Annotated in this window: 13 protein-coding genes; 11 read left to right on the top strand and 2 right to left on the bottom strand. The window is 36.4% G+C overall.

Annotated features, from left to right (window positions below):
- The first annotated feature begins 124 nt into the window (after window positions 1-124).
- From cax to glgA, 9 genes are all read left to right on the top strand, one after another.
- Window positions 125-1,177 (top strand): calcium/proton exchanger, encoded by a 1,053-nt coding sequence (gene cax, locus MKY37_RS02550; protein ID WP_340773440.1) that lies wholly within the window; start codon window positions 125-127, stop codon window positions 1,175-1,177.
- A gap of 203 nt (window positions 1,178-1,380) precedes the next feature.
- Window positions 1,381-1,521 carry a hypothetical protein gene (locus tag MKY37_RS02545; protein WP_340773438.1) on the top strand — a complete coding sequence of 47 codons (141 nt, stop codon included), beginning with the start codon at window positions 1,381-1,383 and terminating at the stop codon, window positions 1,519-1,521.
- A 207-nt stretch (window positions 1,522-1,728) separates the two neighbouring features.
- Window positions 1,729-2,736 carry an LLM class flavin-dependent oxidoreductase gene (locus MKY37_RS02540; protein ID WP_340773436.1) on the top strand — a complete coding sequence of 336 codons (1,008 nt, stop codon included), beginning with the start codon at window positions 1,729-1,731 and terminating at the stop codon, window positions 2,734-2,736.
- A gap of 777 nt (window positions 2,737-3,513) precedes the next feature.
- Complete coding sequence (dacB, locus tag MKY37_RS02535) at window positions 3,514-4,971, top strand: D-alanyl-D-alanine carboxypeptidase/D-alanyl-D-alanine endopeptidase (RefSeq protein WP_340773434.1); 1,458 nt, start codon at window positions 3,514-3,516, stop codon at window positions 4,969-4,971.
- Between the two features lie 479 nt (window positions 4,972-5,450).
- Window positions 5,451-6,473, top strand: a complete 1,023-nt coding sequence (locus MKY37_RS02530; protein WP_340773431.1) for a glycoside hydrolase family 15 protein — start codon at window positions 5,451-5,453, stop codon at window positions 6,471-6,473.
- 305 nt (window positions 6,474-6,778) lie between these two features.
- Window positions 6,779-8,728 (top strand): 1,4-alpha-glucan branching protein GlgB, encoded by a 1,950-nt coding sequence (glgB, locus tag MKY37_RS02525; RefSeq protein WP_340773429.1) that lies wholly within the window; start codon window positions 6,779-6,781, stop codon window positions 8,726-8,728.
- On the top strand, window positions 8,718-9,875 hold the full coding sequence (locus MKY37_RS02520) for a glucose-1-phosphate adenylyltransferase (RefSeq protein WP_340773427.1): 1,158 nt from the start codon (window positions 8,718-8,720) through the stop codon (window positions 9,873-9,875). Before glgB ends, MKY37_RS02520 begins: the two co-directional genes overlap by 11 nt.
- 15 nt (window positions 9,876-9,890) lie before the next feature.
- Window positions 9,891-10,997: a glucose-1-phosphate adenylyltransferase subunit GlgD gene (gene glgD / locus MKY37_RS02515; RefSeq protein ID WP_340773425.1), complete on the top strand. Its 1,107-nt coding sequence runs from the start codon at window positions 9,891-9,893 to the stop codon at window positions 10,995-10,997.
- A gap of 17 nt (window positions 10,998-11,014) precedes the next feature.
- Entirely contained in the window at window positions 11,015-12,451 is a 1,437-nt protein-coding gene (gene glgA, locus MKY37_RS02510) for a glycogen synthase GlgA (RefSeq protein WP_340773423.1), read from the top strand.
- 186 nt (window positions 12,452-12,637) lie between these two features.
- On the opposite strand, the gene MKY37_RS02505 is transcribed toward glgA, so the two are convergent.
- A complete protein-coding gene (locus MKY37_RS02505; RefSeq protein ID WP_340773422.1) occupies window positions 12,638-12,778 on the bottom strand; it encodes a hypothetical protein in 141 nt (46 codons plus the stop codon).
- Window positions 12,779-13,197: 419 nt separating this feature from the next.
- Between MKY37_RS02505 and MKY37_RS02500 the strand changes: the two genes are divergently transcribed.
- Window positions 13,198-14,433: a sugar ABC transporter substrate-binding protein gene (locus tag MKY37_RS02500; protein WP_340773421.1), complete on the top strand. Its 1,236-nt coding sequence runs from the start codon at window positions 13,198-13,200 to the stop codon at window positions 14,431-14,433.
- A 278-nt stretch (window positions 14,434-14,711) separates the two neighbouring features.
- Here MKY37_RS02500 and gdhA read toward each other — a convergent pair whose 3' ends face one another.
- On the bottom strand, window positions 14,712-16,094 hold the full coding sequence (gene gdhA, locus MKY37_RS02495; protein ID WP_340773419.1) for an NADP-specific glutamate dehydrogenase: 1,383 nt from the start codon (window positions 16,092-16,094) through the stop codon (window positions 14,712-14,714).
- Window positions 16,095-16,467: 373 nt separating this feature from the next.
- On the opposite strand from gdhA, the gene MKY37_RS02490 reads away from it, so the two are divergent.
- On the top strand, window positions 16,468-16,866 hold the full coding sequence (locus tag MKY37_RS02490; RefSeq protein WP_340773416.1) for a VOC family protein: 399 nt from the start codon (window positions 16,468-16,470) through the stop codon (window positions 16,864-16,866).
- Window positions 16,867-17,096: the final 230 nt, after the last annotated feature.

Raw genomic sequence — 17,096 nt, 5'->3', positions numbered from 1 at the left:
TTCCATTTGTGACTTTGATGATCCTCAGATAATTTGCTTCATAAGTTACAGATTATAATAGGTTTCTATTTATAAAAAAAGGGAAAGATAGTGTAGGAACTCGTTTAATGAAGAGGTGTTTTTTATGGATAAATTTTTTGCTATTCTTGTTTTTGCGGGAGTGCCATTAGTTCTGGCAGGTGCATTTCTCAATTGGTCGGATATGGTTATGTTCATTCTTTGTTGTGCAAGCATTATTGGTCTTTCAGGATACATAGGGCGTGCTACAGAAAGTCTTGCAATTGTGAGTGGACCAAGAATTGGGGGATTGTTAAACGCTACCTTTGGAAACGCAGTTGAACTTATTATTTCTATTTTTACGTTAAAGGCAGGTATGGTTGGAATCGTTTTAGCTTCTCTGACGGGATCCGTTCTTGGAAACTTACTACTTGTACTTGGGCTTTCATTTTTTGCTGGTGGTATCAAGTTTAAACGTCAAAAATTCAGTGTTCATGATTCCAGATATAATGCAGGGTTGCTTATTTTTGCTGTTATTATTGCGTTTGTAATTCCTGAAGTATTTTCAATGGGGATGGATTCGCAAAAAACGTTGAACTTGAGCATTGGAATTGCCGTTATTTTAATAGCACTATATCTTGCGGGCTTATTTTTCAAACTGGTAACACATCGAGGGGTTTTCGCATCTTCGGACCAACCAGAAAAGGAGAAAGAAGTGCCGGAATGGACAAAAGGTAAATCTATTTTAATACTTCTATTAGCAACTGTAGTGGTCGCTTTTGTGTCGGAACAATTAGTCCATACATTTGAAATGCTTGGCGAGAAGTTTGGTTGGACAGAATTATTTATCGGGGTTATTATCGTAGCGATTGTTGGTAATGCAGCTGAACATGTTTCTGCCATTACTATGGCCGTAAAAAACAAAATGGATGTATCAGTGGAAATTGCAGTCGGTTCAACATTGCAAGTTGCCATGTTCGTAGCACCAATATTAGTTATTGTTTCTTTGTTTATGCCAGAACCAATGTCGCTCGTGTTCACATGGCCAGAACTGGTGGCAATGGTTACTGCCGCACTTCTAGTGATTAACCTTTCAAATGACGGGGAATCGAATTGGTTTGAAGGATTGACCCTTTTTGCCGCATACTTAATCATGGGAATCGGTTTTTATCTTCTGTAGGAGTGCAAAGTAAAAAGTCAGTGTCCGAGAGATGGATGCTGACTTTCTTTAAAAAAAACAAGAGGTTGTTCCTGCGTATTGTGCAACTCGAACTCATGAAAGAATAGAAGTAGAGGATATCGCAGTTGCATCAATAAATTCAAGACTCATACGAGGGTTGGAGAAAACCTGATAAACAACGGGTAGATGATTTAGTATCTAAGATGACACTTGCTGAAAAAGCAGGATTAATGTTGATTGACACACAAACTCCAATTGTGAATCCAACAAATGGAAAGTATGTTAAATCAGATGATCCATTATGGAAAGATGCATATAAGTATAGTTTTGGTCTTTCCTATTAAAAGCGGAAAGCAAAAGAAATAAGACAATGCAGGGAATAAGTAAACCTTAAAAAATAGGAAGTTTTGGAGGCTCATCCTTTGAGGATGGGCCTTTCGAAATGTAAAAATTTACTCGGTGATTCATTTATAAAGCAGATACCTTGAAGAAACCTTTACTTGGTTCTATTATCATATGGAGATGTTTGAATAACGAAAGGAAGTAAATATATGAATAAAAAACCTCAGTCCGTCCATGTATCGGTCTTAGATTTAGTAGCCGTTAAAGAAGGTCAGACAAATAAAGAAGCTTTTAAGGATATGGTTAAACTTGCACAACATGCGGAAAAGCTCGGCTACAAACGATTTTGGCTAACGGAACATCACAATTCACCGACCGTTATTAGCTCTGCTACTTCCATTTTAATCGGCCAAGTGTTGGAAAAAACAGAAACTATTAAAGTAGGTTCAGGTGGGATTATGTTGCCAAATCATGCTCCGCTTGTCGTTGCAGAGCAGTTTGGGACACTTGAAACCATCTATCCGGATAGATTAGATTTAGGACTTGGCCGCGCTCCAGGAACAGACATGCAAACTGCTCATGCTCTACGCAGAACGACACAGGAAACTTCTTTTTCTTTTCCACAGGATGTGGTGGAATTGCAAAATTACTTTAAATCACTAGATTCCCAAGGTGGAGTTCGTGCCTTTCCAGGTGTAGGTGTTAATGTACCAATTTACATTCTTGGCTCAAGTACTTCAAGTGCGGAATTAGCTGCTCGTTTAGGACTACCTTATGCATTCGCTGCACATTTTGCCCCACAGCAGTTAGAACTAGCGATTCAAATTTACCGAAATAAGTTTGTACCTTCTGAATATTTATCTGAACCGTATGTGATAGTTTGTGTAAATGTAATAGCAGCAGATTCAAATGAGGAAGCTAAAAAGCTTGCTACATCTAGTGATCGATTTTATTTAAATGTAGTAACTGGTAAAAAGGACTTGTTGCAACCTCCAGTTGATACAATGGAAGGTCTATGGAACCATTTAGAAGAAAATGCGGTACGTAGGATGTCATCTTATACTTTTAAAGGTGACCCAAATGTAATCTCTGACCAATTAAAATCATTCTCGGGAACATTACATATTGATGAATTGATGGCTGTTTCCTATATTTATGATCAGGAAGCGAGAAGACGTTCATATGAAATATTTAAGGAAGCCGTTGATCAACTTTAAGGAAAACATTTTCTGCCAAATTGAATTTTTACTGTTCAATTAAAGAATTCAGGATTTGTGTTTCCAATAGATGGCGTTGGACGGATAGTTTAATAAAAAAGACATTCCTTTTGGAATGTCTTTTTTGAAAGATAAGAAAGTATATAAAAATGTCCCGTGAATACTGGGTTCATCGGACTTGGAATAATGAATAATAAGCTGATTTCCGTTTCAGGTGGAGTACAAAGGCTAAGTGCGCCACGTCGTGTGGCAACGCTTAGTGATCAACTTCCTGTTGGCCTCCGCAGTGTGAACAGGTTTAGACTTTAAAGGACCGGGCGTCTATATCCGGTTTTTCTTATAGAAAAATCCACTAATTAGGGAATGACCCTTATAAGAATAGCAATGCAAAATAAATTGAACAGATTCTATTTATAGTAGAAAATCTTTGCTAGATTGCTCGCTAAAAGTTCTCTTTTAGAAGTTAGTACTAACTATACTATACTCTATAATATTCTTTTCTATCGACTTAGTATCTATTTTTTAGTTGTTCAGAAGCGGAATAAATTAAAACGACTTAACAGTCATAATTTAATGAATCTAATAATTATAATTTATTGTCCGAATATTCCAGGGCAATAGATATAATTTTCGAAAAAAGTATAGGTTTTTATATTTAGAGTAAGTTCTTTAAGCTCAATCTAAAAGCCTGTTTCTTATTGTCTTAGAGGATAAATTTTCTTTTTGATGAATATACACTTAAGTAATAATTGTAAAATTCAAACAAGGGGGAAAAACATGAAGAAAAAATGGATTACCATTGTGATGACTTGGGTGTTGGTTATGGGTATGTTTAGTTTTCAAAATGCTGCTCAAGCAGAAGGATTAGTTAAGGAAACGTTAAATGATTCTATTACTAGGGTTGTAGAAGAAAAATTAGCAGGAGCAAATGTAAGTATTACTGTAAGAGACCGATTCTCCGGAGAAGCGATTTATGACTACAATGGTCTTGCACCTGTAAAACCAGCGTCTAATATGAAACTATTGACTACTGCAGCGGCTTTAGACATATTGGGAAAGGATTACCGCTTTAATACAAGCCTTTATACCTCTGGGAAAATTTCAAACGGGATTTTAAAAGGGGATGTATTTATAAAAGGGCAAGGTGATCCAACTTTATCCATAGAAGACTTGCAACAGTTCGCAGAAGAATTAAAAGCACAGGGTATCCATGAAATCGATGGTCGGATTGTTGGTGATGACAAATGGTTTGATGATGATTTATTAACACCGGGAATTTGGGTTGGGGACGAGTCTTATTATTACGCTGCACCTATTTCAGCTTTAACCACTTCTCCAAATACAGACTACGATTCTGGTACGATTATTGTAGAAACAGTCGGGACTATAGTTGGAGACTTACCATCCATTAAAGTAACTCCTCACATTGGTGATTTACAAATAGTAAATGAAGCACAGACAGTGGAAGAGGGAAAAGCCAATACAATAACGATCGAAAGATTACATCAAACAAACAAGATTGTCATTAGTGGTAACCTTCCTGTCGATAAAACTAAGAGAGAATGGGTGACAGTCAAACATCCAACGACACATACATTGACGATGTTCCAGACAGTTTTAGCAGAAGCAGGAATTGAGTATTCAAAAGAAAAAGTATTTCAAGCTGCAACACCAAATAGTGCAAAACTCGTTGCAATGAAGCAATCGATGACACTGGAGCAACTGCTTATCCCCTATATGAAACTAAGTAATAATGGTATTGCGGATATTTTAGTGAAAACGATGGGTAAAGTGAAAAATAATCACGGTAGTACAAAGGCTGGTCTACAAGCTATTAGAGAATATGGCAACTCAAAAGACTTAAATATGAAAGATTGGCAATTTGAAGATGGTTCAGGAATGTCTCACGAAAATAGGGTTTCGAGTTTATTGGTAAGTGAGTTGTTATATCAAGTGCAAGGAGAAGATTGGTTTACTACCTATTTTACTAGTTTACCAGTAGCTGCAAATACAGATCGAATGGTAGGAGGTACTTTAAGAAATCGATTGAAAGATCCATTAACAGCCGGAAAAGTCTATGCAAAAACCGGGTCATTAACCGGTGTTAGTACTTTGAGTGGTTATCTAGAAGCTGGTAGTGGCCGATCGTACATCTTTAGCGTGTTAGTACAAGATAAATCTGGGGCTTCCACTACGATTGATGAAATTGTTAAAATAATAGCAGAAGAATTGTAAGGTTTTGTGTTAGCACTTCTACTATTCTGTATTTAGTAAGCTACTGCTTAACTAGAATTAGATATTATATAAACACCTTTACGTAAAAATGGGTTCTGTCCCTTTCAACGTGAGGTGTTTTTTATTTGTTTGTAAGTGGAGAGTAACTTTATGTTTTTTCTAAAAAAATACTAAAGAAAAGGTAAACTCATTACAAATGTCAAAAGTTGATTTGAAGTTTTATCTTTCGGGTATTAGTAACATTAGTTACTAAAACAAAAATCGTGATCATTTCCCATATTGAATATAAAATGTTGGCCAATGAACATTTTGGGGAATTGGGTCTGATTGCTTTTCCAAATAACAATTTCCTACATAATATATATATACTTAACTTTCTTCAATTTAAAAAGGAAGCGCTTTCGCAAAATAGTTTGTCTAGAATAAATGCAAATGGTTAACAATCACTGTAAAGGTATTATTTCAGGGAGGTCTCATATATGAACATCAATAATGCAATTGAAGTATTAGATCGGATGCGCCTACCGAACGGCGCTTACACTGCAAGTGTTTCAAAGGATTACCATTTTGTTTGGATACGTGATGTCGTATACACAGTTTTGCCTTTTTTGCAAAGCCAATCTGATCGGTACGAAAAAGCATATCATGCCTTATTTGAACTATTTACAACTTATGAATGGAAAATCGACATTCATCGAGAACAAAAACCGGTTTATCTTTTTGAATATATTCACTCACGATATTCCACAGATCTAAAAGAAATGAATCAAGAATGGGGGCATGCTCAAAATGATGCAATTGGAGCATTTTTATGGGGAGTAGGGGTTGGTGTTAGCCACGGACATAAGGTTATCCGTGATGAGAAAGATCTCGCTATTGTTCAAAAGCTAGTAGATTATTTAGAGTGTCTAGGGTACTGGCAGGCAAAGGATAATGGAATGTGGGAAGAGAATATGGAACTGCATGCTTCAAGCGTAGGTGCATGCGTGGCAGGCTTGCGTGCGGTGAAAATGCTCGTAAATGTTAAGGATGAACTGATACAAAAAGGTGAAGAGACCCTGCGTTTTCTTTTACCTAGGGAAAGTGAAACGAAAGAAACAGACTTATCCCTGCTTTCACTTATTTATCCGTATCGTATAGTTGAAAGGAAAACAGCACTTAAGATTGTCGAGATGGTTTCTGAGCGTCTTGAACGGACAAATGGCGTAATTCGTTATCAGAACGATCAGTATTACAACGAAGGCAGCGAAGCAGAATGGTGCTTCGGATTACCTTGGCTCGGAATGTGCTATTTTGAACTGGGTATGCATGAGAAGGCGCATGAATATGTAAATAAAACTGAAAGAATCGTACCAAATAATTGGGAAGTGCCTGAATTATATATTGGCGGTAAAAATGAGCCAAATGGTAACACTCCACTAGCTTGGTCCGTCTCGCTTTCTTATTTATTTTTAAATCGTATGATAAATCTGTCTTCTGCGCAATTGACTGGAAATGACTGAAGCTTCAAATATAGATGTATTCATATGGATCATATTTAAAGTATAGAAGTATGGTATGTGGGAGGACAGCTGATAAATAGTCTACGGGTATCGCATTTTAGAATTTTATTATTTTCAACATTTCACGATCTAAATGAAAGTTATAAAAGTCCTTCATTCCTTGGAGGATTTTTTGTTTTGTCTGAAATTATTAATTATTGTAAAGAGTCAAATATTTTAAAGGTGTTTTTAGAAAGATGGCGAATAATTTAGGATAAGAACTGATATATAAGATGAAATAATCATAGAGTGAAAGTGGTGTTGAAATGGTAGGAACTATGAAGTTGAATAACCTGCAATACCCAAGTGATTTTGATGTATATCTTTTTCATGAAGGAACACTGTTTGAAAGTTATAAGATGCTCGGAGCTCATATACTGTATGAGAACGATATTCAAGGTGTGCGTTTTGCAGTTTGGGCGCCGAATGCAAGACAAGTATCCGTTGTGGGTAACTTTAATAATTGGAATGGTACACAGCATCCAATGGAACGTTTGGCTCATTCTGGAATCTGGGTATTATTTGTTCCCGAGCTTGTACATGGAGACATTTATAAGTATGAGATTACAGGACCAGATGGACAGAAGGAACTAAAAGCAGATCCGTATGCCTTTTATTCGGAGGTACGACCGGCAACAGCTTCTATTATCTACAATTTAAATACATTTGAGTGGCAAGATCAAAAATGGATGGCACAGCGAATAAAGAAAGACATTTACCACAAACCGATGATGATTTACGAAGTTCACTTGGCATCCTGGAAACAAAAAGAAGATGGTGAGTTTTATAGTTATCAAGAAATTGCTGACGAATTAGTCGATTATGCAATTGATAATGGATTTACACATATTGAGTTAATGCCTGTTATGGAGCATCCTTACGATGGTTCATGGGGTTACCAAATAACTGGATATTATTCAGCGACAAGCAGATACGGTACGCCTGAGCAATTAATGTATTTTATTGATCAATGTCATCAAAATGGCCTTGGTGTGATTCTGGATTGGGTACCTGCGCATTTTTGTAAGGATGTGCATGGCCTTGGACGGTTCGATGGAACACCTCTATTCGAATCGGCGGATCCCATGCGAGCTGAGAGACCTATCTGGGGAACATATAGCTTTGACTATAGCAAGCCGGAAGTCGTCAGCTTTCTGATTTCAAATGTAATGTTTTGGATGGATTTTTATCATGTTGATGGAATTCGGGTTGATGCAGTATCATCGATGATTTATCTTAATCATGATAATCCGCTTCCAGTAAAATTGAAAAATCAGTATGGTGGTGGAGAAAATCTTGAAGCAATCGATTTTCTAAAAAAGTTAAATGAAACCATTTTTCAAAAGTATCCAGGTGCCCTTATGATGGCTGAGGAAGCAACCGAATGGCCACTAGTTACAAGTCCCACTAGTTCAGGTGGACTAGGATTCAATTATAAGTGGAATATGGGCTGGTCAAATGATGTTCTTAAATATATGAAACTTGATATTAATGAACGATCAAAGCATCATCACCTACTGACGTTTTCATTTTTTTATGCATTTTCGGAAAACTTTGTCCTTCCATTTTCACATGATGAAATGGTCCATGGAAAAAGATCTTTAGTAAATAAAATGCCTGGCGATTACTGGCAAAAATTCGCAAATTTACGTCTCTTATTTGGCTATTTATTTACGCATCCAGGAAAAAAACTTTTATTTATGGGCAGCGAATTTGGGCAATTTGACGAATGGAAATACCAGCAAGAAATGGATTGGATGCTGTTAGATTTTGAAGCTCACTCCAATTTCTATCGATACTATAAAGAGCTAAATAAATTTTATCTGGAAACCAATGCTTTATGGCGCCTGGATCATGAGCAGGCAGGCTTTCAATGGATCGATGCGGACAATGCAGGACAAAGCGTAATTACTTTTATGAGAAAAGGAAAAAGGAAGGGAGATTATTGCATTGTAGTTTGTAATTTTTCTTCCGATGTTTACCATAATTATCAAATAGGAGTTCCGTCCAATGGGAACTATTTCGAAGCATTTAATAGTGATACTACATCATTCGGTGGATCAGGACAGCTGAATTCTGCCCCAATTCATGCCAGTAAAATTCCGCACAATAACCAACCTTTCAGTCTAGAAATAACCGTACCACCGCTGGGTATTGCTGTTTTCATGAAAGAAACAAAAACAAGGAAAAGGGGAGTCAGTACAAATGGCATCTAAAAAATGGGTTGCAATGCTTTTAGCAGGGGGTCAAGGCTCAAGACTCGGGAAGTTGACTAGTGACTTGGCTAAACCCGCAGTACCATTTGGAGGTAAATATCGGATTATCGATTTTACCTTAAGCAACTGTACACATTCAGGTATAGATACAGTCGGTATACTTACTCAATATCGTCCGCATATTTTAAATTCGTATATTGGTAATGGGCGCCCATGGGATCTTGACCGCAATAACGGTGGAGTTTCTATACTTCCGCCTTACCAGGGGAAAGATGGTGGGGAATGGTATAAAGGTACAGCAAATGCCGTGTACCAAAATTTCCATTTTATCGATCATAATGACCCAGAATATGTATTGGTAATCTCAGGAGACCATATTTACAAGATGGATTATAATAAAATGCTCGAAGATCATATTGATAAAGCTGCCCATGCGACCATTGCTGTCATAGAAGTACCTTGGGAGGAAGCAAATCGCTTTGGTATTATGAATACAAACGAAACAGATCAAATTATTGAATTCGATGAAAAACCAAGACATCCAAAAAGTAATTTGGCTTCGATGGGTGTATATATTTTTAATTGGAAATATTTAAAAAAATATTTAACAGAAGACGAACAGGATAATAGTTCCACTAATGACTTTGGAAAAGACATTATTCCAAAGATGCTGAAAGATGAAGCAAAATTACAAGCGTATCGATTTAAAGGCTACTGGAAAGACGTTGGGACGATTGAAAGCCTATGGGAAGCTCATATGGATTTATTGGATGAATCAACTGATTTCAAGCTCGGAGACCCAAACTGGCAAATATATGCAGGAAATGCCAACCACCCCCCACAATATATATCCGAAGATGCTGATGTGACCCAATCTTTAATCAATGAAGGGTGTTTAGTATTTGGAAAGGTAGAACATTCTGTTCTTTCCTATAATGTTCAAGTTGGAAGTGGCACTATCGTAAAGAATTCCGTAATCATGCCAAATGTGAAAATCGGAAATAATGTAATAATCGAAAAGGCAATAATCGGTAGCGGTACAATTATCGAAGATGGCGCTGTAATCTCTGACGTTAAGCATGGACTTACATTAATTGGTGAAAATCAGCTGGTTTCTTCGGAAAATCCTTTGCTGCAAGCTTTATAATAGGGGGTAGCTTAAATGAGGAATGTACTAGGTGTTATTAATCTTGTAAATGAAAGACCCATATTAAAAGAATTGACCCGTCATCGTTGTCTAGCCTCCATACCATTTGGCGGACGTTACCGGATGATTGATTTCACCATGTCAAACTTTATGAACGTCTCCATAAGTAAAGTTGCCATTTTCACAAAAGACAAATATAGATCATTGATGGATCATCTAGGTTCTGGAAAGGAATGGGATCTCGATCACCGTTCGCAAGGTCTATTCATTCTTCCTTCGATTCATCCTGATGAAAAAATTAAAGGGGATTTACAGCAGTTCTATGATCATTTAGAATTTTTCCAACGGGCAACAGCAGATACAGTAATTATTGCTCCTGGTCATCATATTTGTAAAATTGACTTTAATGATGTGATCAAAGAACATGAAAATAGTGAAGCCGATATTACAGTTCTGTATAAGGATTATGATGGGGTACCAGTGAAAAGACCAATTTATCACCAATGTTCACTTGATACAAACGGTGAAGTCCGTGATATAAACCTTTATACATCACCTAAGAAAGGTGATCATATTTGTTTGGAAACATATGTGATTAAAAAACAATTATTAATAGATTTAATAAAGAATTGTATAGAGTATGATGAATACGATTTTTTGAAAGATATCGTTAAAGCAAATTTGATAAATCTAAAAGTGCAAGGATATCATTTTACTGGATATATGCCATTTATTCATTCTCTAGAAACATACCATGCTAGTAATATGGAGTTTCTTAACCCAGAAATTCTTCGTAACTTTTTTTATGATTCATGGGAAGTTTTCACGAAGATTAAACATGAAGCCCCTGCTGAATTCACAAATTCCTCCAAGGTGTCTAATTCATTAATTGCCAATGGATGTATTATTGAAGGCACCGTCGAAAATAGTATTATTTTCCGAGGAGTAAAAGTTAAAAAAGGAGCAGTAGTTAAAAACAGTATCATCATGCAAAAGGGCGATATTGAAGAGGGAGCACATATCGAAAATGTGATCACTGATAAACAAGTAATCATTACGAGGGATCAAATCATTGCAGCGAGAAATAAGCCGATGGTTATCAAAAAAGAAGAGGTAGTTTAAACTGGAGGTACGACAGCATGAATGTTTTATTTGCAGCATCAGAGTGCGCCCCATTTATAAAAACTGGTGGACTAGGTGATGTTATTGGTGCCTTGCCTCAATCTCTACAAGAAAATGGTACAAATGTCAGCGTGATATTACCGAAATATGCGGATCTTCCACTACATTTTAAAGAACAAATGCAATGGATCAAAAGCATTGAAGTACCTGTAGGCTGGAGACGTCAATTTTGTGGTATAGAAAAAATTCATTATCAAGGGATAACTGTATACTTTCTCGATAACGAATATTATTTTAAAAGGCATGGCAGTTATGGCTTTGGGGATGATGGTGAACGTTTCGCATTCTTTTCCCGAGCCATACTGGAGGCATTACCATATTTAGAAGAACGGCCCGATATTCTCCACTGCCACGATTGGCAAACAGGGTTGATACCAGTGCATTTGAAGACCAATTATGAAAATAATCCATATTATCAGGGCATCAAAACTGTGTTTACCATTCACAATTTACGCTACCAAGGGATATACCCTAAATCAGTGCTTTCTGATTTACTGGATATAAGCGAGAATTATTTTCACATGGACGCTTTAGAGTTTTATGGGGATGTCAGCTATCTCAAAGGAGGACTGGCGTTTGCTGATCGCGTGACGACTGTAAGTTCAACCTATGCATCAGAAATACAGTCTCCCTATTATGGGGAAAGACTTGATGGGTTTTTAAGAAAAATAGGCGCTGATCTTCAAGGTATAGTAAACGGAATTGACAATGGCACCTATGATCCAAAACGAGATGAAAATTTATTGCTTCCATACGACGATTATAAGGGGAAGTCGGTAAATAAAAAGCATCTACAGGAAACTCTCAGGCTTCCTTTAAACGCTGATATTCCAATAATCTCCATGGTAACAAGACTAGTTGATCAAAAAGGTATAGATTTGATTTTACATGTATTCCATGAAATCATCGGTTTAAATGTGCAGTTTGTGCTATTAGGTACAGGCGATCAGCGATATGAAGAGGCATTCAAATATTTTGGAGAAGTTTATCCCGATAAAGTGTCAGCCAATCTATATTTTGACGAAGCATTAGCACGAAAAATTTATGCCGGTTCTGATCTTTTTCTAATGCCATCCCAATTTGAACCGTGTGGTATTGGACAATTGCTAGCACTTCGCTATGGAACTTTGCCGCTCGTTCGTGAAACAGGTGGACTGAAGGATACGGTTATACCTTATAATGAATTAACCGAAGAAGGAAATGGATTCAGCTTTGCTAATTATAATGCCCATGAATTACTGTATACAATTGAGCGAGCGGTTGCACTTTTTCGCTTCCAGCCTAACAAATGGAATAACCTAGTAGGAAACGCAATGGACATTGATTTTAGCTGGTCATCATCCTCGCAGCAATATCTCAAATTGTATCAGGAACTACTGAAATCTGATAAATAAAAAAGAATGGTTTTCAAATTATTGAAAACCATTCTTTTTGTGCATTTCAAAAATTAAGGATTACCCTAAACATTAATAGTTGACACTGTCCTTGAGGGATGCGTCATCTTTTGGTTCGATACGTTTTTGGTAGTAGTTGTTTAATAATTCTTGTTTCCCTTTATAAATGAGTGAATGGATGATTTATTATCGATTCTTCTGGTTATTTTGTTGTGCATTTTTACGTTTAGCTTGATTTAAATCTAAATCTTCAGCAAATTCTTCCCGATTGTCATTTCTTGAATTAGGTTCCTTCTTCTTAAAGTTTGGTTTGTTTTTCTTTGTCATGATATCGTCACCTCCTAGAATTTAATGTGCTCAGTATAGAAGATGTTATTCAAAACTATTTGTCCTTTTTAATTCTTTAAAGATAAACAAATTTTTATCAAAGACTCGTGACGGGTAGTGAGTTTGCCTATAGTCTGAGGCGTCACTTTGTATTATTAATTTTTTTGTTTATTTAATTGCCTTTTAAGACTGTTTAAAGACGTTGTCTGTTTTTATTTAATCATATACTATTAATCTAATATTCTACCAATTCTGTAAAATTATTGTTCGCAAAATTAATGGATTTCAAAATGTGTAGAAAATTCTCTTCTTTTTTGCAACTTTTGAATATCCATTTGATATGAAAGGGGATAGGTTTGGATTAGAAACTAAAGAAAAATGGATTATTTAGGATGAATGAAATTGGAAAGGGCGATTAAATGAAAAAATTAATAATCTTTTTACTATTTTTAACATGCAGTGTATTACTTATGGGGTGTAGTGATGAAGCCGGGTCTTCTGAATCTAAGGGCAAAGGAGAAATTACAGTTTGGGCTCATCCTTATACAGACAATCAAGAAAAAGAAGGGGAAATGTGGAAGGAATTAATCGGTTCCTATGAGAAAGCAACGGGTGTAAAAGTTAACTTTCAACAAATTCCTTGGGCAAACCGTGACCAAAAAATTCTTACAGCCTTAGCAGCCAATAATGGACCAGATGTGTTTTATGCAATTCCAGATCAAATGCCCCAATATGCAGAAGCAGGAATGCTATTAGATCTCAGCTCTTATTTAGAAGACAATGATATGGAGGATTTTGTGGATAGTTCAATGGTTTCGGCTACATGGAAGGGGAAAATGTACGGAGTGCCTATCCTTCAATCGGTTGAAACCTTTATTTATAACGTGGATGTTATTAAAGCAATAGGAGAAGACCCAACAAAACTTCCTACTACATGGGAGGAATTTGAAAACTGGGCTGCAAAAGCTAAAGAAAAAGGGTATTATGCTTCTAGTTTTCTAGGAGGAGGATCTATGAACGGGACTCTATATCCTTACCTATGGCAAGCGGGAGGAGAAATTCTTACAGAAGATAATAAAGTAATGATTAATAACGAAGATGGAGTAGAGGCATTTGAATTTATTAACAAAATGTATAAAAATGGATGGATTCCAAAGGATTCTATTACTGCTCTAGAACATGATTCTTTATGGGATAGTGGAAAATTACTATCTATACAAGGAGCGGGTCTTTCGGTTAGTAGAATGTTAGGAAAAGAGACTTTTGAGTTTGTCATTGCTCCTCCATTAAAAAATAAGAAGCAAGCTACTTATGGAACTACTGGAATGTTTGTAGTACCAGTCAATTCAGATAACCAAGATGCAGCGGCTGAATTCATTAAAGTTATTACCAATGCTGACAATCAAAGAATATTCAATAGAGAAACACAATTTATCCCTACTAGAGAATCTGCAAAAGATATTTATGATGATCAGAAGTATTTAGCGCAATTAGCATCCTACACTGAGTTTACTCAATCTGGAGTTATACATCCGGAAGGACGTAACATTATGCCTTTAATACAAGCTGAACTTCAAACTATGCTAGAAGGTAAAAAAACTCCAAAAGAGGCTGCTGATGCTGCTGCTGAGTCCATCAAAGGAAAGCTTAAATAAGATTAATAATAACAATGAGATAACTATTTATACATGTTAGATCACTTTATTTGGTTTAAGAGTTAATGTGAATCTATTGGTAAGAGATAACTTCTTAGATGTTAGATTACCGAAAAAAGTGATATTGGTTGTGACGGGGGTCACAACCAATATCACTAAAAATTCACTCGGTAATCATATAGCAAAACGTCTGTTCAAAGCCCTTCGAAAACGATAGAAACAGGTTTTGATTTTCAAGGACCGAGTGTCTTTTTGAACGGTTTTTCTTACTTTTTTACTTAAATAACTCCCTGAGTCACCATTGCATTCGCTACTTTTAAGAATCCCGCGATATTAGCGCCTACTACCAGATTACCAGGATAGCCATACTCTTCGGCGGCTTTGACGCTATTTTGGTAAATGTTTTTCATAATTTGCTGCAACTTTTCGTCTACTTCTTCAAATTTCCAGGACAATCGTGCGCTGTTTTGGGCCATTTCTAATGCAGAGACTGCAACCCCGCCAGCATTTGCAGCCTTTGCTGGGCCGAAGAGAATGTTGTTTTTCAAAAACACGTCAATTGCATCTAGTGTTGAAGGCATATTAGCACCTTCAACAACAGCCTTTACTCCATTTGAAACTAAGGTCTTTGCAGATGTACTGTCAATTTCATTTTGCGTTGCACATGGTAGTGCGATATCACAAGGGATTGACCAGATACCTGAGCAACCTTCTATGTATAGTGCCTCATGGTGCTCATTCACATACTCACTTATTCTTTTTCTTTCAACTTCCTTAAGCCGTTTTACTGTCTCAAGATTAATGCCATTCGGGTCATAAATATAGCCATTGGAATCACTGCAGGCCACAACTTTCGCACCTAACTGCGTTGCTTTGTCTATTGCATAGATGGAGACATTACCGGACCCAGATACTACAACTGTGCTGCCTTTAAAGTCAAGCCCTTTGTCTTTAAGCATTTCCTGCACAAAATATACAACACCATAGCCAGTAGCTTCGGTTCGTGTTAAACTTCCACCATATCCAAGACCTTTTCCAGTTAGTACACCTGCCTCATATGCTCCACGAATTCTTCTATACTGTCCAAACATATACCCAATTTCTCGTGCACCTACCCCAATGTCACCAGCTGGTACGTCTATATCAGGTCCAATATGTCTGCTGAGCTCCATCATAAAGCTTTGAGTGAATCTCATGATCTCTCCATCAGATTTGCCCTTAGGATCAAAGTCTGATCCCCCTTTGCCTCCGCCGATTGGTTGACCAGTTAGAGAATTTTTCAAAATCTGTTCAAAGCCAAGAAATTTGATGATGCTCAAGTTTACAGAAGGATGGAATCGTAAACCGCCTTTGTAGGGTCCGATAGCACTGTTAAACTGTACACGGAATCCGCGGTTAACTTGTACTTTACCATTGTCGTCTACCCATGGGACTCTGAAGATAATAATTCTTTCTGGCTCCACAATTCTTTCCAGAATACTGTGCTCCATGTACTGTGGATGCTTGGCAAAAACAGGTGCAAGAGAATCAAAAATTTCTTTTACTGCTTGATGAAATTCACTTTCATTGGCATTCCGCTTTTTCACAGTTTCAAATACTTCATTTATATAACTGTTTGCAATAGTTGTTTCCGCTGTTTTACTTTCTAATATCGTAGTCATGTGTCTATAGCACTCCCTTGGATTAAACGATAATCTGACATATATAATATAGTTTTCAGTCAATTCCCTAAATGTTCGATTAATTTATTCTATTATTGAAAAAGAATCTAAACAATATGAAAATTAGATAATAATAATGCCGATATTAGATGAAGAGAGAAAAGAATTGGAGAGGAAGAAATGATAGCAGGCATTAATCTACCATATATAGGATAGTTCTCAAAAGCAGTTAAGTCGTCAATGGATACTATTTGGTAAATAAATTTCTATCTACATAAATATATTAATGAAAGATATTATGATTCAAATGGATGTTTCTTAAGAATTACATTATAATTTGGAGTATATATGTATGAAAAGGAGTGGATTTATAATGCAGAAGGTAGCAACATTCTTAATGTTTCAAGAAGACAATGCAGAAGAAGCGATGAATTATTACACATCCCTCATTGAGAATTCTGAAATTACAAGCATTGTTCGATACGGACCTAATGAATCTGGAAAAGAAGGAACCGTAATGCAGGCTACTTTTACTTTAAAAGGGCAAGAATTTATGTGTATTGACAGTAATGTGAAGCATCAGTTTACTTTCACTCCTTCATTTTCAATCTTTGTGACTTGTGATACGGAAGAGGAACTTGACAATCTTTACCATAAGCTCATGGAGGATGGACAAGCACTCATGCCTTTAGGTGATTATGGTTTCAGTAAAAAGTTTGGTTGGTTAAATGACCGCTTCGGAGTTTCGTGGCAACTAAATCTTCCTAAATAATACGAAGTGCTAAGTATTGTCCTCCTGATTCCAACAATAAAATGTAATTTCTAATTTAATATTCTTTGAAACATAAAAAGCAGACGGTTTAGAAGTGCGATATTGCACTTTTAATTGACCGTCTGCTTTTACTTCTAATTTTCCAGAATAAATCAAGCAAATATTGTAGGAAGAAATTTGTTGAAAGTGTAAAGTGAAGTAGGGCTTTCTCTAAATATCGTATTTCTTTA

Source organism: Psychrobacillus sp. FSL K6-2836, from assembly GCF_038003085.1.
Classification (GTDB): domain Bacteria; phylum Bacillota; class Bacilli; order Bacillales_A; family Planococcaceae; genus Psychrobacillus.
The sequence above is the reverse complement of the archived record's forward strand: the minus strand, read 5'-3'. Positions and strand labels throughout refer to the sequence as shown.